At 65.6% G+C, this 17,025-nt stretch carries 15 protein-coding genes; 8 read left to right on the top strand and 7 right to left on the bottom strand.

The features are described from left to right. The first annotated feature begins 35 nt into the window (after positions 1-35). Positions 36-1,148 (top strand): endonuclease/exonuclease/phosphatase family protein, encoded by a 1,113-nt coding sequence (locus ACRCSW_RS00160; RefSeq protein WP_438701974.1) that lies wholly within the window; start codon positions 36-38, stop codon positions 1,146-1,148. 5 nt (positions 1,149-1,153) lie between these two features. Here ACRCSW_RS00160 and ACRCSW_RS00165 read toward each other — a convergent pair whose 3' ends face one another. The 3 genes from ACRCSW_RS00165 to cysS all read right to left on the bottom strand — a co-directional run bounded on the left by ACRCSW_RS00165 (position 1,154) and on the right by cysS (position 5,158). Beyond that, positions 1,154-1,912 carry a squalene/phytoene synthase family protein gene (locus ACRCSW_RS00165; RefSeq protein ID WP_438701975.1) on the bottom strand — a complete coding sequence of 253 codons (759 nt, stop codon included), beginning with the start codon at positions 1,910-1,912 and terminating at the stop codon, positions 1,154-1,156. Next, entirely contained in the window at positions 1,909-3,531 is a 1,623-nt protein-coding gene (gene cimA / locus ACRCSW_RS00170; protein ID WP_438701976.1) for a citramalate synthase, read from the bottom strand. The genes ACRCSW_RS00165 and cimA overlap by 4 nt, the downstream gene beginning before the upstream one ends. A gap of 175 nt (positions 3,532-3,706) precedes the next feature. After that, complete coding sequence (gene cysS / locus ACRCSW_RS00175) at positions 3,707-5,158, bottom strand: cysteine--tRNA ligase (RefSeq protein WP_438701977.1); 1,452 nt, start codon at positions 5,156-5,158, stop codon at positions 3,707-3,709. Between the two features lie 116 nt (positions 5,159-5,274). Between cysS and ACRCSW_RS00180 the strand changes: the two genes are divergently transcribed. Further along, a complete protein-coding gene (locus ACRCSW_RS00180) occupies positions 5,275-5,685 on the top strand; it encodes an MmcQ/YjbR family DNA-binding protein (RefSeq protein ID WP_438701978.1) in 411 nt (136 codons plus the stop codon). Between the two features lie 78 nt (positions 5,686-5,763). Here the strand turns inward: ACRCSW_RS00180 and ACRCSW_RS00185 are convergent, their stop codons facing one another. Then, positions 5,764-6,381 (bottom strand): DUF6778 family protein, encoded by a 618-nt coding sequence (locus ACRCSW_RS00185; RefSeq protein ID WP_438701979.1) that lies wholly within the window; start codon positions 6,379-6,381, stop codon positions 5,764-5,766. Between the two features lie 156 nt (positions 6,382-6,537). On the opposite strand from ACRCSW_RS00185, the gene ACRCSW_RS00190 reads away from it, so the two are divergent. Continuing rightward, positions 6,538-7,944: a pyridoxal phosphate-dependent decarboxylase family protein gene (locus ACRCSW_RS00190; RefSeq protein WP_438701980.1), complete on the top strand. Its 1,407-nt coding sequence runs from the start codon at positions 6,538-6,540 to the stop codon at positions 7,942-7,944. Then, positions 7,920-8,810: a TPM domain-containing protein gene (locus tag ACRCSW_RS00195; protein WP_438701981.1), complete on the top strand. Its 891-nt coding sequence runs from the start codon at positions 7,920-7,922 to the stop codon at positions 8,808-8,810. Before ACRCSW_RS00190 ends, ACRCSW_RS00195 begins: the two co-directional genes overlap by 25 nt. 82 nt (positions 8,811-8,892) lie before the next feature. On the opposite strand, the gene ACRCSW_RS00200 is transcribed toward ACRCSW_RS00195, so the two are convergent. After that, positions 8,893-9,489 carry an outer membrane protein gene (locus ACRCSW_RS00200; RefSeq protein ID WP_438701982.1) on the bottom strand — a complete coding sequence of 199 codons (597 nt, stop codon included), beginning with the start codon at positions 9,487-9,489 and terminating at the stop codon, positions 8,893-8,895. A gap of 183 nt (positions 9,490-9,672) precedes the next feature. Next, positions 9,673-11,481, bottom strand: coding sequence for an ABC-F family ATP-binding cassette domain-containing protein (locus ACRCSW_RS00205; RefSeq protein WP_438701983.1), 1,809 nt, complete (start codon positions 11,479-11,481; stop codon positions 9,673-9,675). Between the two features lie 94 nt (positions 11,482-11,575). Between ACRCSW_RS00205 and ACRCSW_RS00210 the strand changes: the two genes are divergently transcribed. Further along, the gene (locus ACRCSW_RS00210) at positions 11,576-12,724 is read left to right on the top strand and encodes a CaiB/BaiF CoA transferase family protein (RefSeq protein WP_438701984.1); all 1,149 of its coding nucleotides are present in this window, start codon (positions 11,576-11,578) and stop codon (positions 12,722-12,724) included. 3 nt (positions 12,725-12,727) lie between these two features. Here ACRCSW_RS00210 and ACRCSW_RS00215 read toward each other — a convergent pair whose 3' ends face one another. Beyond that, complete coding sequence (locus ACRCSW_RS00215) at positions 12,728-13,153, bottom strand: hypothetical protein (RefSeq protein WP_438701985.1); 426 nt, start codon at positions 13,151-13,153, stop codon at positions 12,728-12,730. A 122-nt stretch (positions 13,154-13,275) separates the two neighbouring features. Here ACRCSW_RS00215 and ACRCSW_RS00220 point away from each other — a divergent pair, with 122 nt between their 5' ends. The 3 genes from ACRCSW_RS00220 (at position 13,276) to ACRCSW_RS00230 (ending at position 16,967) form a co-directional block, all read left to right on the top strand. Further along, positions 13,276-14,040: an MmyB family transcriptional regulator gene (locus tag ACRCSW_RS00220; RefSeq protein ID WP_438701986.1), complete on the top strand. Its 765-nt coding sequence runs from the start codon at positions 13,276-13,278 to the stop codon at positions 14,038-14,040. A 77-nt stretch (positions 14,041-14,117) separates the two neighbouring features. Then, on the top strand, positions 14,118-14,840 hold the full coding sequence (locus ACRCSW_RS00225) for a hypothetical protein (RefSeq protein WP_438701987.1): 723 nt from the start codon (positions 14,118-14,120) through the stop codon (positions 14,838-14,840). Between the two features lie 90 nt (positions 14,841-14,930). Beyond that, complete coding sequence (locus tag ACRCSW_RS00230; protein ID WP_438701988.1) at positions 14,931-16,967, top strand: ASKHA domain-containing protein; 2,037 nt, start codon at positions 14,931-14,933, stop codon at positions 16,965-16,967. Positions 16,968-17,025 lie beyond the last annotated feature (58 nt).

The raw sequence follows: 17,025 nt of genomic DNA on the forward strand, positions 1-17,025 counted from the left end.
ATTGTATCCCTTTCCACCAGCCATTCAGGTGCCCCATGCGCATTGCCGCTTTCAACGTCGAAAACCTTTTCAACCGCGCCCGGATCATGAACCTGCCGGACTGGGCCGATGGCCGCCCGGTGCTCGAGGCCTTCGCCGAGCTAACGGACCTTCTGGAAAAACCCAACTACAGCGATGCCGACAAAGCCAGCATCCTGCGGCTGATGGAGACGCTCGGCATTCTGGACAACGACGAAGGCCGCTTCGTCCGCCTGCGCCGCAACCGCGGGGCGCTGGTCAAGCGGCCGCAGAACGGGCCGGTCGTGGTCGTGGCTTCGGGCCGGGCAGACTGGATCGGTGGCGTGGAACTGGTGACCGAGCCGATCAACGCCATCGCCATCCGCAACACGGCGCAGGTGATCCGCGATCTTCGGGCTGACATTCTTTGCGTCGTGGAGGCCGAGCACCGCCCTGCCCTCCGCCAGTTCAACAAGGATGTCCTTGAGCCCGCGGGGGGAGAGCCCTTCGAGGGCCTGATGCTGATCGATGGCAACGACGAACGCGGCATCGACGTGGCACTGCTCGCCGCCCCCGGCCATGAGATCGGCCTCATGCGCAGCCACGTGAATGAAGGCTTGCCGGGCAACACGGTGTTCTCCCGCGACTGCCCGGAGTATCAGGTCACCACGCCCGACGGCGAAGTGGTGTGGGTCCTGCCCTGCCATCTGAAGTCGAAAGGCTTCGGCACCCAGCGCGACAACGATGCCAAGCGGCTCCGTGAAGCGACGGCCATTGCGGGCTATGTGAAGCGGCTTCTGTCCGAGGGCGCGCAGAACATCGTCGTTCTGGGCGACCTCAACGACACCCCCGACAGCGCGCCTTTGCAGCCGCTTTTTGCGCATCCCAACCTGCGTCCGGCCAGCAGCCATCCCGGCTACAGCTTCTCACCCCCCGACCGCCCCGGCACGCGCGAGCTTGGGACGAAGTCGTCCCACATCGACCATATCCTCTTGTCCGATGCGCTCTGGGACCGGATGCAGACCGGCGGCATCTTCCGCAAAGGCGCCTGGCCGGGGGTCAGGACGAAGCTCTGGGAGACCTATCCGGAGCTGGAAAAGCCGATCCATGCGGCGTCGGATCACCATGCCGTCTGGGTCGAGATCGCCTGAAGCGCCTACCACCGGCCAGTAAAGGCCTGCCACAGAAGCCGCCCGCGTCGGCTGAACTCCGAGAGCTGCAGGCTGACCGGTTCCGGTGCAGCCGCCGCCTGGCGCAGCAGGGCTTCCGTCTGCCACCCGGCCAGCAGCGCCGGAGCGATTTCTTTGGGCACGGCTTTCCGGCTCATCCGCGCGGCGCGGAGCTTCTCCAGCCCCTGCCGCGCCAGATCGGTGGACGTCAGGCCCACCGGCAACGGCTGCCGACCTCGCGCCTCAAGCTCGGGGATCGCCCGTAGATAGCCCGCCGCCGCAGCCGCCCAACCGTAAGCGCGGACGGGTTCCTCCGCCCCGTCCGGCGCACCAAGCGCGCGGGCGGCAAGCCACATCAGCCCAGCACCCGTTGCCTCCAGATAAGCCTCCAGCGCCGCCCCGTCAGCATGGGGTTCGCGGTGAACATCCCAGCGTCGGGCGTCGATCAGGCGGTCCAGCACCTCGATAGGCAGGCCAAAATCCCGGATCAGATCATGGAGCGGCCCCGCCACCTCATGCGCCCGCGCCGCACCCGAGGCCGCATTGGCGACGACATCCCGCCACCACTGGAGCCGCATCTCGGCGATCAGCGGCTCCTCGGTCACCCAGGGCGCGCGGGCGACTTCCAGGTTGAAGGCGTAAAGCGGCAAAAGCTGCGCCCGCGCCCCGACCGGAGCCGCCATCACCGCCAGGAACCGGTCCGGGTCGCCACGTTCGACCAGTTCCGCGCAGGCGGCAATCGTCACTTCGGCGCCCCGATGTCACGGATCAGCTTCCACTGGATCGCATCCAGCAGCGCCTCGAACGAGGCATCGACGATGTTGGCGCTGACCCCTACGGTCGACCAGCGGCGGCCCTGCCCGTCTTCGCTGTCGATGATGACCCGGGTCACAGCCTCGGTGCCTCCGTTGGTGATGCGGACCTTGAAGTCGACGAGTTTCATGTCGTCGATGCAGTCCTGATACGGCCCAAGGTCCTTGGCGAGCGCCTTCGACAAGGCGTTCACCGGCCCTCGGTCGCTGCCCGCCTCGTCCATGCTGTCGCTGACCGACATCATCTTCTGATCGCCGATCTTGACCACCACGACCGCCTCGGAAAGCGAGATCATCCGGTCGTACTTGTTCTTCCGCCGCTCCACCGTCACCCGGTAGCGCTTGACCTCGAAGAACTCCGGACAAAGCCCCAGCTCGCGCCTTGCGACCAGCTCGAACGAGGCCTGCGCACCGTCATAGGCGTAGCCCTGATCCTCGCGCTCCTTCACCACCTCGATGATCCGGCCCAGCCGAACGTCCTTCGGGTCGACCGCGATCCCTGCGGCGGCGAGGCGGGCGCGGAGGTTCGACTGGCCTGCCTGGTTCGACATCGGGATGACCCGTTCGTTGCCGACCAGGCTCGGGTCGATGTGTTCGTAGGTGGTGGGGTCCTTCAGGATGGCACTCGCGTGGAGGCCCGCCTTGTGGGCGAAGGCACTTGCGCCGACGTAGGGGGCCGAGCGTAGCGGCACCCGGTTCAGGATGTCGTCGAGCATCCGGCTGGTCTTGAGGAGACCCGCCAGCGCCTCGCAGGTGACGCCGGTCTCGAACCGGCTGGCGTAGGGTTCCTTCAGGAGCAGCGTGGGGATCAGCGTGGTCAGGTTCGCGTTGCCGCAGCGCTCGCCGAGGCCGTTGAGCGTGCCCTGGATCTGGCGCGCCCCTGCCTCGACGGCCGCGAGGGAATTGGCGACGGCATTCCCGGTGTCGTCGTGGCAGTGGATGCCGAGCCGGTCGCCGGGGATACCGGCGGCGATGACCTCGGTCACGACCCGCCCGACTTCGGACGGAAGCGTGCCGCCGTTGGTGTCGCAAAGGACGATCCACCTCGCCCCGGCATCCTGGGCGGCGTGGAGGCAACTGAGGGCATAAGCGGGGTTGGCGCGGTAGCCGTCGAAGAAGTGCTCGGCGTCGAAGAGGGGTTCGCGGCCTTTGGTGACGAGGTGGCTGATCGAGGCGGCGATGGCTTCGCGGTTCTCGTCGAGGGTCACGCCGAGGGCGGTGGTGACGTGGAAGTCGTGGGTCTTGCCGACGAGGCAGACGGCGGGGGTTTCGGCGTTCAGAACGGCAGCGAGGACATCGTCGTTCTCGGCGGACCGGCCGACCCGTTTGGTCATCCCGAAGGCGGTCAGGGTGGCGCGGGTTTTCGGGGGGGCCGCGAAGAACTCGCTGTCGGTCGGGTTGGCGCCGGGCCAGCCGCCCTCGATGTGGTCGACCCCGAGCCGGTCGAGGGCCTGGGCGATCTGGACCTTTTCGGGCACCGAGAACTGGACGCCCTGGGTCTGCTGGCCGTCCCTAAGGGTCGTGTCGAAGAGATAGAGGCGTTCGCGGGTCATAGGTGGGGTCCGGGCTGCGCGTAACTCAGCGTTACGCTTGGAAGTGCAAGCGATTTTAATAAGTTATAGGTCAGTGTTAACCTACTCTCAATCTTTGACGACCATGCGGGGCACCAAAATCCTTGAGTAAGGATTTTGCCAAATTTCTTACTTAAGAAATTTGTGGCGCGGGGGGTCATCGGAGCGCCTCCAGCTTGGCCCGGTCGAAGTCGGGGCCGGGGACAAGCTCCACGCCTGACTTGGACATCCGCACCTCGACGCCTGCATCGGTCAGGGCGGATTTTAGAGCATCGACGGCTGAGAAGTCTTTGGTGATCATGGCGGAGCTACGCAGTGAACTCAGTCGAGCGACGAGTGGTCCCAAATCAAGGCCACCGGTTGTTAAGCCAAGCCATTCACTTTCGGAAACGCTCAACAAACCAAGAAGATGCGCCGTACGCTTCAGTTCTGCAGCTGCTGCTTGATCATCGCCATCTGCGTCGGGATGGCCGGACGGCCGAATGGTCTCGGCCCGCTTCAGCAGCTCGGTCAGCGCGAGGGATGTGTTCAAATCGTCCGCAAGGGCCGCGACTACATTTGGGTCGGCTGGCCAACGGTCATCAAGCTCCATCTCGCCAACAACCGAATAAAGCCAGTCAAGCGACTTCCTTGCCTGCCGCGCCTTCTCTGCCGTCCAGTCCATAGGGCTGCGATAATGCGTCATCAGGAACACGAACCGGATCACCTCGCCCGGTATACCCTGATCCAGCAAGTCCCGCACAGTGAAGAAGTTGCCCAGAGACTTGGACATCTTCTTGCCCTCGACCTGCAGCATCTCGTTGTGCAGCCAATAGCGGGCGAATTCCGCCTGCGGATGGGCGCAGGCAGATTGGGCGATCTCGTTCTCATGATGCGGGAATTGCAGGTCGAGCCCGCCGCCGTGGATGTCGAAGGACTCGCCCAGCAGTTCATGGCTCATGGCCGAGCATTCGATGTGCCAGCCGGGGCGGCCCTTGCCCCAGGGAGACTCCCAGCCCGGTTCCTGCCCCGAGGACGGCTTCCAGAGGACAAAGTCCATCGGGTCTTCCTTGAAGGGTGCCACCTCCACCCTCGCACCCGCGATCATGTCGTCGACCGACCGCCCCGAGAGCTTGCCGTAACCTTCATAGGACCGCACCCGGAAGAGCACATGGCCGTTGGCCTCATACGCGTGGCCCTTTGCAATGAGGTCCGCATTCATCGCCACCATCTGGGCGATGTATTCCGTCGCCCGCGGCTCAAAGCTTGGGCGCAACGCACCGAGTGCGTCCATGTCGGCCCCATACCAGGCAATGGTCTCCTCGGCCCGCTCATGGATCAACTCCTCCAGCGTCCCGGGCGAGCCTGCCTTCTGGCGCCGCAAAGCCTCGGCGTTGATCTTGTCGTCGACGTCGGTGATGTTGCGGACATAGGTGACGTGATCGGCCCCATAAACATGGCGCAAAAGCCGGTAGAGCACGTCGAAGACGATCACGGGTCGGGCATTGCCGATATGGGCGCGGTCATAGACGGTGGGGCCGCAGACATACATCCGCACATTCGACGGGTCGAGCGGCACGAAAGTCTCTTTCGTCCGGGTCTTCGTGTTGGTCAGGCGAATGGTCACCATGTCAGTCGTCCCAAATTGCACGCAGGCATACCCCGCGCGGGACTGGCTTTTTCATCCGGATGGGAATGACGAAGCGCCCGCGCGACCGAAGTCAGCGGGTAATGCAGCAGATGCGGATGTTGCGCAACGTCGTCATGGATGAGACAAATACACATCTGATCGCCTGCCGCCAAGGTATTTCTGCCATGCAGGACCGCGCTTTCGTCAACGCCTGGTGTGCCACCTTCCCGGGGGCCGAGGTGAGCCAGCCCTTCGGCCCGGATCACGACTGCTGGAAAGTGGGCGGCAAGATGTTCGCGATCATCGGCCAGACGGGCGACGGCGTTTCGGTCAAGACCGATCATGCCGATACGGCGCGGCTTCTGATCGAGACCGGCCGGGCGATCCGGGCGCCGTACCTGCATGCCTCATGGGCGCGGATTCCGTTTGGCGTGGTGAGCGACGACGAGATGCGGGAGCGGATCGCGACATCCTACGCGCTGATCCGCGCGGGGCTGCCGAAGAAGGTGCAGGCTACCCTCGCGTAGCCCCCCACCCCCGGCCCCTCCCCACCGGGGGGAGGGGAGGCCATGGCTGAACCGTCGCAGCTGGACGGTCGGGCGGGGTCAGTTCCCCTGACGGCTGAATTCGCCGCGGTTGTCCTGGCCGATCGCGAGCCACCCCGCAACGGTATTCGCGACATGGTTCGTGATCATCGACTTCTGCGTGATCCCCTTGCGGCGCGCCTCGCGCATCCGTTCGCCCGAATAGGCGGGCGTTTCGGCGCGGATCGTGGTGGCGGGAACCAGCACCTCGCCCGAGCGCGCGTCAAGAACCTGGGCGATGAAGTCGACGTTGTGAACGCCCCAGTCCTGGTCCCTGAGCTCTGCCTCGAACGTGAGGGCATGGAAGCGCGTGACGGTGATCGAGATGATGACGGGGCGCGAACCCCGCAAGCCCTGACCCCCGCGCAGCACTGCCGCCTCGATGATCTTGCCCACCTGGTCGTAGCGGTCACCCAGCGGATCCTCGCGCCAGACGATGTCGGCGGTGGGAAGAAGCGTCTTCGCCTCGGACACCACAAGGCTGCGGGGAACGTCAACCCTGACCTCAGCCAGGCGCCAGGTGCGGGTGACCTCAGGCGACAGCCGATCGTATTCGGTCATGAAGGTTCCACCGCCGACGCAGGCGGAAAGGACGGCTGCGGTCAGGCCCAGAAGGGCGGCTCGGCGGGTCAGCGACATGGGAACCTCTTACTTTCTGCGCAGCGTCATAGTTTTGTGCGCAAAAGCTTAAGTTTTCGTCATGGCCGGAACAAGACGCAAGGGTGTCATATCGGCGGAAATCCCTTGTCGCCGCAGCATTTGCGTGCCTTCTTGCGGCCGGAACGGGAGGCAGGCATGGATCACGAAGAGCTGCGGCACTGGTCGAAGCGGGCGGCGGATTGGGCCGCGGACTATCACGCGACCCTGCGCGACCGGCCGGTGCGTGCGCCTCTGGTGCCCGGCGCAGTCGCGCGGCAGTTGCCCCCCGGCCCGCCCGAGGCAGCCGAGCCGATGGAGGCGATCTGGGCGGATTTCGAGCGGATCGTGCCGGGCGGCATGACGCATTGGCAGCACCCGCGGTTCTTCGCTTACTTCCCGGCGAACGCGGCCCCCGCATCCATGCTGGCCGAACAGCTGGTCAATGCGATGGCGTGCAACGCGCTGATCTGGCAGACCTCTCCGGCCGCGACCGAAGTCGAGCAGGTCATGATCGACTGGCTCCGGCAGGCCCTGGCGCTGCCTGCGGATTTCACCGGGACGATCCACGATTCGGCGACGTCGGCGACGCTGTCGGCGGTCCTCACGATGCGCGAGCAGGCGCTAGGATGGCGGGGGCTGGCCGAGGGGTTGGCGGGTGGGCCGGTCTTGCGCTTCTATGCCAGCGCCGAGACGCATTCCTCGGTCGACAAGGCGATAAGGGTGGCGGGGATCGGGCAGGCGAACCTGGTGAAGGTGGCGACGGACGCGAACCGGTCGATGACGGGTGCGGCGCTTAGGGCGGCGATCGCTGCGGACCGGGCGGCGGGGCTGATGCCGGCGGGGGTGATCCTTTGTGCGGGGGGGACAAGCGTGGGGGCCTTCGACCGGATTGCCGATTGCGTCGTGGTGGCAAAGGCCGAAGGGCTGCCGGTGCATGTCGACGCGGCCTGGGCGGGGTCGGCGATGATCTGTCCGGAGTTTCGCGCGCTTTGGGCGGGCGTCGAGGGGGCGGATTCGATCGTCTTCAACCCGCACAAGTGGCTCGGGGCGCAGTTCGACTGCTCGGTGCAGTTCCTGAAGGATCCGGGCGCGCAGGTGAGGACGCTGGGCCTGAGGCCCACCTATCTGGAGACGGCGGGGCGGGAGGAGATTGTCAACTTCAACGAATGGACCGTGCCCCTGGGCCGCCGGTTCCGGGCGCTGAAGCTCTGGTTCGTGCTGCGCGCCTATGGGTTGGAGGGGCTGCGACAGCGGATCAGGAACCATGTGGCCTGGGCTTTGAAGGCGCGGGATCGGCTGGCGGCGCTGCCGGGGGTGGAGATCGTGACCGAGCCGCGGCTCTCGCTTTTCACCTTTGCGCTGAAGGACGATGCGGCGACCGAGGCACTGTTGAACCGGATCAACGACGATGGGCGGGTTTACCTTACCCAGACGCGGGTTGACGGGCGGTTTGCGATCCGGGTCACGGTTGGATCATTTGACTGTTGTGAAGAAGATGTCATGTTGATTGCAAGTACAGTACAAGAAGTGCTTGCATCATGTTCCTCAGATCCCTTGCCTTAGCGCTGACCTTTGCCACCTCTGCATTTTCCCAGACGTTGCCCGAACCGCAAAGCGACACCGTCTCTGACTTTGCCAATGTGCTCGATGCCACCGAAGAGGGCCGGATCACCCGGACCCTGACCGAACTCCGTGATGCGACCGGGGTGCAGATGGTCGTCGTCACCCTGCCCGGCCTTGGCGCCCAAGGTGGCATGCGGATGGAGGACTACGGCAAGGCGCTTTTCAACGCCTGGGGCGTCGGCGGGGCGGATCGCAACGACGGGATCATGCTCCTTCTCGACACCGAAGCGCGCGAGGCGCGGATTGCGCTCGGGGCCGGGTATGACCCGGTCTACGACGGCCGCGCGGCGCGGGTTCTGTCGACGGCAGTCCTGCCCGAGCTTCGGGAAGGCCGCATTGCCGCGGGGATCGAGGCGGGCATCACCTCGGCGCGCGACCGCCTGATCGCGCCCTTCCAGGCAGGCCTGCCGGTGACCGTCTCGGACGGGTTTGAAGAGGAGAACGGCTCGTCGTCAGCCCTGACGGGCCTGGCCGGTTTTGCCGCTGTCGCCGGGATTGCCGGTCTGGGCATCTGGCGCAGCCGGAGGGCGCGGCGGACCTGCCCCAACTGCGGCGCGCTGACGCTGGAGCGCAACCACGAGATCATCAGCCCCCCGACCCGGCTGGAATCCGGCCTTGGCCTTCAGCACCTGACCTGTTCCGCCTGCGGGTTCACCGACCGCAAGTCCTATTCCGTCCGCTATTCCAGCCGCGAAGCCCGCGATGCGCGCCATGCCGACCGCCATCGTGGCGGCGGGGGTGGTGGTAGCAGCGGGGGGTTCGGTGGGGGCAGGTCGTCGGGCGGTGGTGCCAGCGGAAAATGGTAGCCTGATTAACGGCTTGTGCGTCGATCCTCGCCCAAGAAGAAGTTTGCGGCGCGGGAGGGAAACCGCGCCGCAATGGTCAGGATCAGAACCGAAGTCCGACCTTGGCCTTGATTGTGGTGGCGTCGAGATCGACGCCCGTACCGTCGAAGTCGTCGAACTGGTGCTGCATGAGCTCGCCACCGACGGTCCAACGTTCGTTGATTGCTACATCGACACCGGCACCCAGGAACCAGCCGTTGTCCGACAGGTCCACCCCGCCAACGGTCGCGCTGGCTTGGGCTGCACCCGCGGTGGCATAGATCAGGCTGTTGCCGAACTCGGCACCGCCGATCAGCTTCAGCCGCGCGACATCGTCGAGCGTGCCGAGGGTCGTGCCAAGGTCGATGTCGGCCGTGTCGTAATCAAGCTCGGCGCCTGCGACGAACTGACCGAAGTCCCAACGGTAACCCGCGTGAACACCGCCAAGCCAGCCGTAGCCGTCAAGGCCCGCACCGTTCGAGTCGACATCCCCGTAGCCAAGCTGCGCACCGATGTAAGGACCTGTCCAGTCCATGCCGGGCGCAACGACAGGCTCAGCCACCGGAACGATCTCGGGTTCCGGCTCGACGACCGTCGGGCCACCCGCAAAAGCCGGGACGGCAAGGGCACTGGTGACAATGAATGCTGCGATAGTTTTCATTTTTTTCTCCTGTGAAGGCCGCCGCTGTCAGAGACAAGTGCTGCGGCATGCGTATAGGCTGGGCGTCCCGGCGCGGGTTTGCAACCTCTGGAGCTTTTCAAATGTTTACGAGCAACCTGTGAGGGCAGAAACGTGCCCAGAGGCGATCACGGCCGCGCCAAACTCCGCCGACACGGCTGCCACTCAGGCCCGGTCGGCGAGTTCCAGCCACTCGGTTTCCGCAGCTTCCAATGCTTTTTGCCGCTCTGCCATCACCTCGGTCGCTTTGCGGAATTTCACTGGTTCGCGGGCGAAAAGCTCGGGGTCGGCGAGGAGCGCGGAAAGCTTTCCGATCTCGGATTCCAGCCGCCCGATCAGCGCGGGCAGGTCTTCAAGCCGCTTCTTTTCGGTGAAGGAAAGACCGTTGACGCGGGTTGCGGGTTCAGACTTGGCTGGCGTCGCAGAACCGGGTTTCGCAGTGGGTTTTACTGTTTCTTCAGCAGGTTGTGGACGCTGAGCGGCATAGTCCGACCAGCCGCCGGGGTAGACGGTCGCCCTGCCCCCGCCTTCCATGGCCACGGTCGTGGTGGCGATCCGGTCGATGAAATCGCGGTCGTGGCTGACCAGAAGCACGGTCCCGTCGTACTCGCCCAGGATGTCCTGCAGAAGGTCCAGTGTCTCGACGTCAAGGTCGTTCGTGGGTTCGTCGAGGATCAACAGATTCGAGGGCTGCGCCATGAGCTTCGCCAGCAGAAGCCGCGCCCGCTCGCCCCCCGAAAGGCTGCGGACCGGGGCGCGGGCCTGCGCCTCATCGAAGAGAAAGTCCTTGAGATATGCGACAACAAGTTTCGGCTGCCCCCGCACCATGACCTGATCCGAACTGCCTGCAACCCGCATGAGCGGATCGACCGTCAGGTTCTCCCAAAGGCTTGCTTCCAGGTCGAGCCGCGCGCGGGTCTGGTCGAAGACCGCGATTTCAAGGTTGGTGCCCAGCGTGACCTTGCCCTGATCCGGTTGAACTTCGCCCGTCAACATCTTGAGAAGCGTGGTCTTTCCAACCCCATTGGGCCCGACGAACGCCACCCGGTCGCCCCGCAGAACGCGCAGCGAGAAGCCCCTGACGATGGTCTTGCCGCCATAGGCCTTGGAAAGCCCCTCTGCCTCGATCACCTTCCGGCCTGAGGTCGGCCCGCTTTCAAACTGCAGCGCCGCCGTCCCCTGCCGCCGGATCTGCGCCGCCCGGTCAGCCCTAAGCGCCTGCAGCGCCCTGACCCGGCCCATGTTGCGCTTCCTGCGGGCCGAGATGCCCTCGACCGCCCATTTCGCCTCGGCCTTGATCTTGCGGTCAAGCTTGTGGCGGGCCTCGTCTTCCTCGGTCCAGATGGTCTCGCGCCAGTCCTCGAACCCCTCGAACCCAGCCTCGCGGCGGCGAACCTCGCCCCGGTCGATCCAGAGCGTCGTGCGGGAAAGCGCGCGCAGGAAGGCGCGGTCGTGGGAGATGAGGACGAAGGCAGTGCGGGTCTGGGAAAGCTCGGCTTCCAGCCATTCGATGGCCTGGATGTCGAGATGGTTGGTAGGTTCGTCCAGCAGCATAAGCTCTGGCGCTTCGGCGAGAAGCTTGGCCAAGGCGGCACGGCGGCGTTCGCCCCCGCTGGCCGTGGCGACGGGGGTGGCCGGGTTGAACTTCAGCCCTTCCGCCACGACGGCAAGACGGTAATCCTGGCCCTCCGGCAGGGCCGAGGCCGCGAAGTCGCCCAGTGTGGCGAAGCGGGAGAGGTCAGGCTCCTGCTCCATATAGCCCACGGTGATGCCTGGCGGCACCGACCGCGCGCCATGATCGGCCTCGGCGAGGCCTGCCATGACCTTCATCAGCGTGGACTTGCCGCTGCCGTTGCGGCCGACCAAAGCGATCCGGTCGCCGGGCTGGACGGTCAGGGAAAGATCATCAAAGATCGGATTGCCGCCGAAAGTCAGCGAGATGCCGGAAAGCTGGAGAAGCGGTGCGCGTGCCATGGGCGCGAGGTAGAGGCGGATTTGATCCGCGTCAACGCCCCGACTTCGCGCGCCTGTCATGGAGGCCGGGAAAGCCGCAGGTAAAGGAGACGACATGGCCCCGCTGAACGGCATCACGATCCTGGACCTGACGCATGTGCTGGCGGGTCCCTTCGCCAGCCACACGCTGCAGGACCTCGGCGCGCGGGTGATCAAGGTCGAACGGCCGGGCCTCGGCGACGACACCCGCGCTTTCCCTCCGTTCAAGGCCGGCGAAAGCGCCTATTTCGCCACGTTGAACGCGGGCAAGCAGTCCATCGCGCTGGACCTGAAGGCACCTGCCGACCGGGCGATCTTTGACCGGCTCCTCGCTCGCGCGGATGTGCTGATCGAGAACTACCGCCCCGGCGTGATGGCGCGGTTCGGCTATGGCTGGGAGGCGCTGCATACCCGCCTCCCCCGGCTGATCTACGCGGCCGTCTCGGGCTTCGGGCAGACCGGGCCCGAGGCCGGGAAGCCCGCCTACGACATGGTTGTGCAGGCGCGCGGCGGGGTGATGTCGATCACGGGCGAGTCGAACGGCCCTCCCGTCCGGGTCGGCGCGTCGATCGGCGATATCACGGCGGGGATGTTCCTGGTGCAAGGGATCCTTGCGGCGCTTTATGAGCGTGAAAAGACCGGCGAGGGCGCGTTCGTCGACGTGGCGATGCTGGATGCGCAGCTCGCGATCCAGGAACATGCGGTGGCCATCGCGTCGGCCACCGGGGTCCCGCCGGGCCGTACCGGCGCGAGGCACCCGACGATCACGCCCTTTGCAACCTACCGCGCGTCGGACGGCTTTGTGGTGATCGCCGCCGGGAACGACGCGATGTTCGCCCGGCTTTGCGATGTGCTGGGCCTGACCATCGCCAGGGACCCGCGCTTTGCCACCAACGCCGCGCGCTGCCAGAACCACGCGCTCCTGAAGCGTCTGATCGAGGCGGTGACCCTTGGCGAACCCGTCGCCCACTGGATCGCGGTATTTGAAGCCGCGGGCCTGCCCACGGCGCGGGTGCAGGATATGGGCGAAGTGCTGAAAGACCCCCAGATCCTGGCGCGGCATATGGTTCTGCCGGTCACGCCCCGCCCCGGTGGCCCGGCCTTTGTCTCACCCGGAAACCCGATCAAGATGTCGACCCTGGCCGAGGCAGAAAGCCGCCCCGCTGCCCCGGTGCTTGACGGCGACCGGGCCGCGATCCTGGACTGGCTGGACCGCGGCCCCTGATCCTCAGGCGGTTTTCGGTGTCTGGCCCCGCTGCATCGGTACCAGAAACATCGCCAGGATCAACATGTTGGCCGCTACATTGATCGGCGCACCGGCGAGGATCGATCCGGTACTGTCCAGAACGAACCATGCCACGATGGCGTTACGGATGATCGGGCGGATCAGTCCGGGGTCGCGCGCGAGCGGTTCGCCCGCAAGCTGCCAGATCATCACGCCCCAGCCAAGCGTGATCCCACCCAGGATGGCCAGAAGCAGCCGGGTCTCGCTGGCCGCTGCACCCTGCCCACCGTCAAGCGGCCAGAAGACCGCGTCAAGAACAACACCAATGGGCCCCGAGAACGGGGCAAAGGCCGAAAGGGCGCCAAGGAAGCTGAAGCCAATCAGCGCGACAAATGCGGCGAGCCGCAGGGCTTTCTGTTCAAACGTCATCGTGCATCTCCTGTTTTGTAGTGCGGCCAGAGAAAGCCGATGCAGGCAAGCATTCCAATTCCCTGTGAGGTAAGTGCCAAGCGCCCGTCACCGGGCTAAGGTCACCGAAAGCGGAGGATCAGATGCGCGATTTCCCCCAATCCCTGAAAGACTGGCGGCACATAAGGCGGCTCAGCCAGCTTGAGCTTGCGACCGAGGCCGAGGTGTCGTCGCGCCATCTGGCTTTCCTAGAAACCGGCCGCGCCCGTCCGTCCCGTGGCATGGTGCTGCGCCTGGCGGAGGTTCTGGGCTTGCCCCAGGCCGAGCAGAACACGATGCTGACCGCCGCTGGCTACGCGCCACAGTTCCCGACCCTACCGCTTGACGCCGCCGAGATGGCGACCGTCCGGCAAGCTATGGATTGGACGATCACCCGCCACGCCCCCTACCCGGCCGTCATCCTCGACCGGGTCTGGCGGATCGTCGCGCTGAACCGCCCCGCGCAGCGGCTGTTCGGCCCCGCAGGCTTTGCCGAAGGGGCAAGCCTTCTGGATGCGCTGGCCAATCCGTCGGTCTTCGCGCGGCTGATCGAGAACTGGGTCGAGGTCGGCCACCACACCGCGCTTCGGCTCAAGGCGGAAAGCGCCAGGGCTGGTGGGATTGCCGCCCTCGACCAGGCCGCTGCCAGACTCATGTCCGATCCCGCGATCACGGCATTCCAACCCCACGTCTCGGGCCGGGCGGTCCTGCCCACGATCTACCGTATGGACGGGGTGCGCCTGCCGCTCTTTTCCACCTATGCCCAGTTCGGCAGCGCAGAAGAGGTCGGACTTTCCGACATGAAGATCGAGCTCATGTTCCCCGCCGACGCCGGGGCCGAGTCGGTTCTCAAGGCGCTCGACGGCTGATGCCCGGGCCAAATCTTTTCGAAAAGATTTGCAAATTTCTTCGAAGAAATTTGGCGCCCGGCTGATATGGAACGCGCATGCCCTTCCGCAGTCTCGACCCCGCCAAGATCCTCGCCACCGCCGAACGGCTGGAACGCCGCATCGTCGAGCGTTTCCCCGACCGGGGTCTGGCGCAGGTGGCGCGCGAGGTCGTGGCACTGGCACGGTCGGTCAGCGCCGAAGTGCAAGTGCTGGCCCCGCCGATCTGGTGGCTTCGTGGGCTTTTGGCGCTGACGGTCCTTGGGGGCGCGGCGGTCTTTCTGTGGGTCGGATCGATCATCCCGCTCAATCAGGTCGGACGGGATGCGATCGGCTCGGTCCAAAGCATCGAAGCCGCGATCAACACGGCCCTCCTGGCCGGGCTTGGACTCGTCGCGCTGGTCCGGCTTGAGGCGCGGGTCAAGCGGCAGCGGGTGGCGCGGGGCCTTCATGCGCTCCGCTCGGTCATCCATGTCATCGACATGCACCAGCTGACCAAGGACCCGGTGACCCTCTCGCCCGATTTCACCCCCACCGAAAGCTCGCCCCCGCACGACATGGATGCCGTGGCTCTCTCGCGCTATCTCGACTACTGCTCCGAGCTTCTGGCAATCACCGGCAAGCTCGCGGCCCTTTACTCTCAGGCCGTGCCGGACGAAGGAGTTGCCTCCGCGGTCAACGATATCGAGCTTCTGGGATCGAGCCTGTCGCGCAAGATCTGGCAGAAAATCACGCTGATCGACGCCCAACCGGCGAAGCGCAAGCGGCGCGTGCCGGAATAGGTGTCGCACCTGCCGCAATCGGGCATTGCCACTGCAACCGTGCGGTTTACAACCGCTTAGCGCAGAAGACGACCGGGCCCTGGAAGCGACATGACCGACGATGCACTTGTGATCTTCACCCCCTCGGGCAAACGGGGCAGGTTCGCCCTGGGCACGCCTGTCCTGACGGCTGCGCGGCAGCTGGGGGTGGACCTCGATTCGGTCTGCGGCGGCCGTGGCATCTGTTCGAAATGCCAGATCACGCCGGGCTATGGCGAGTTTCCGAAGCACGGTGTCACCGTCAGCCAGGATGCGCTCAGCGAATGGAACGCGGTCGAGGACCGCTACAAGCGCATCCGCGGCTTGACCTCCGGGCGCAGGCTCGGCTGCCAGGCCAAGGTGATGGGCGATGTCGTCATCGACGTGCCGCCCGAATCCCAGGTCCACAAGCAGGTCGTCCGCAAACGCGTGGAAGCGCGCGAAATCCGGATGGACCCCTCGGTCAGCCTGCATTTCGTCGAGGTGGCCGAGCCTGACATGCATGACCCCTCGGGCGATCTGGAGCGTCTGTCAGACGCGCTGCGGACACAGTGGGACGTCAAGGATGTCACCATCGACCTGCCGGTCCTGACGATGCTGCAGCCAACCTTGCGCAAGGGCGAGTGGAAGGTCACCGTCGCGCTGCATCAGGTGGCCCCCAGCGATACGCCGCGGATCATGCATCTCTGGCCGGGGCTTTATGAGGGCTCGATCTACGGGGTGGCGGTGGACCTTGGGTCCACGACCATCGCCGGGCACCTTTGCGACCTTCGGTCGGGGGTGGTGGTGGCCTCATCGGGCCTGATGAACCCGCAGATCCGCTTCGGCGAAGACCTGATGAGCCGGGTCAGCTATTCGATGATGAACCCCTCGGGTGCTGCCGAGATGACGGCGGCGGTCAGGGGCGCGATGAACACGCTCTTCGGCCAGCTTTGCGAAGAGGCCGGGGTGGACCGCGGGCTGATCATGGATTCGGTCTTCGTCTGCAACCCGGTGATGCATCACCTCTTCCTCGGGATCGACCCCTACGAGCTCGGCCAGGCGCCCTTTGCGCTGGCCACGTCGAATGCGCTCCGGCTGACGGCACGAGACCTGGACCTCGTCCTGCACCCTGCAGCGCGGGTGTACCTCCTTCCCTGCATCGCGGGCCATGTGGGGGCGGACGCGGCGGCCGTGGCGCTGTCAGAGGCGCCGGACAAGTCGGAAGACCTGATGCTGGTGGTCGATGTCGGCACCAATGCCGAGATCCTGCTGGGCAACACGACGAAAGTCCTGGCGTGCTCCTCACCCACTGGCCCCGCCTTTGAAGGGGCACAGATATCGTCAGGCCAGCGCGCGGCTCCTGGGGCGATCGAACGGGTTGAGATCGACCCGGTGACGAAAGAGCCGCGCTTCAAGGTGATCGGCAGCGACCTCTGGTCGGATGATCCGGGGTTTTCTGAAGCCACGGCTACGACGGGCGTCACCGGCATCTGCGGATCGGGCATCATCGAGATGGTCGCCGAGATGCGGATGGCGGGGATCGTCGATGCGGCGGGGCTGATCGGGTCGCCGGAGCAGACCGGGTCGGAGCGTCTTTTCCTTGACGGGCGGACCTATTCCTATCTGGTGCATGACGGGTCGGCCGGGGGCGGGCCGAAGATCACCGTGACCAACCGCGACATCCGGGAAATCCAGATGGCGAAGGCGGCACTTTACTCCGGCGCGCGGCTACTGATGGACAAGTTCGGGGTCGACGTGGTGGACCGGATCATCCTGGCCGGGGCCTTTGGCGCGCATATCAGCCCCAAACACGCGATGGTCCTGGGAATGATCCCCGATGTGCCGCTGGCCAAGGTCTCCTCCGCCGGAAACGCCGCCGGGACGGGCGCGCGGATCGCACTTCTGAACCGTGCGGCACGGGCCGAGATCGAGGCCACAGTGCGCGAGATCCACAAGATCGAGACCGCCATCGAGCCGCGCTTTCAGGAGCATTTCGTGAACGCGAGCGCCATCCCGAATGCGGTAGAGGCCTTCCCGAACCTGAACGCCATCGTCCAGCTGCCCGACGTCAGCTTCAACACCCAGAGCGGTGGCGGGGATGGCGGGCGCAGGCGGCGGCGCGGCTGAACCCTCCTCGTTCGACTTCGTCTCCTCGTCGGCGCGTCCCAGCGAGGAGGAGACGAAG

The sequence above is a fragment of the Tabrizicola sp. genome, assembly GCF_051645465.1.
Taxonomy (GTDB): domain Bacteria; phylum Pseudomonadota; class Alphaproteobacteria; order Rhodobacterales; family Rhodobacteraceae; genus Tabrizicola.

Coding starts and splice junctions, on each gene's coding strand:
- ACRCSW_RS00160 (WP_438701974.1), top strand. CDS start 36: ATGCGCATTGCCGCTTTCAACGTCGAAAACCTTTTCAACCGCGCCCGG.
- cimA (WP_438701976.1), bottom strand. CDS start 3,531: ATGACCCGCGAACGCCTCTATCTCTTCGACACGACCCTTAGGGACGGC.
- cysS (WP_438701977.1), bottom strand. CDS start 5,158: ATGGTGACCATTCGCCTGACCAACACGAAGACCCGGACGAAAGAGACT.
- ACRCSW_RS00180 (WP_438701978.1), top strand. CDS start 5,275: ATGTTGCGCAACGTCGTCATGGATGAGACAAATACACATCTGATCGCC.
- ACRCSW_RS00185 (WP_438701979.1), bottom strand. CDS start 6,381: ATGTCGCTGACCCGCCGAGCCGCCCTTCTGGGCCTGACCGCAGCCGTC.
- ACRCSW_RS00190 (WP_438701980.1), top strand. CDS start 6,538: ATGGATCACGAAGAGCTGCGGCACTGGTCGAAGCGGGCGGCGGATTGG.
- ACRCSW_RS00195 (WP_438701981.1), top strand. CDS start 7,920: ATGTTCCTCAGATCCCTTGCCTTAGCGCTGACCTTTGCCACCTCTGCA.
- ACRCSW_RS00200 (WP_438701982.1), bottom strand. CDS start 9,489: ATGAAAACTATCGCAGCATTCATTGTCACCAGTGCCCTTGCCGTCCCG.
- ACRCSW_RS00205 (WP_438701983.1), bottom strand. CDS start 11,481: ATGGCACGCGCACCGCTTCTCCAGCTTTCCGGCATCTCGCTGACTTTC.
- ACRCSW_RS00210 (WP_438701984.1), top strand. CDS start 11,576: ATGGCCCCGCTGAACGGCATCACGATCCTGGACCTGACGCATGTGCTG.
- ACRCSW_RS00215 (WP_438701985.1), bottom strand. CDS start 13,153: ATGACGTTTGAACAGAAAGCCCTGCGGCTCGCCGCATTTGTCGCGCTG.
- ACRCSW_RS00220 (WP_438701986.1), top strand. CDS start 13,276: ATGCGCGATTTCCCCCAATCCCTGAAAGACTGGCGGCACATAAGGCGG.
- ACRCSW_RS00225 (WP_438701987.1), top strand. CDS start 14,118: ATGCCCTTCCGCAGTCTCGACCCCGCCAAGATCCTCGCCACCGCCGAA.
- ACRCSW_RS00230 (WP_438701988.1), top strand. CDS start 14,931: ATGACCGACGATGCACTTGTGATCTTCACCCCCTCGGGCAAACGGGGC.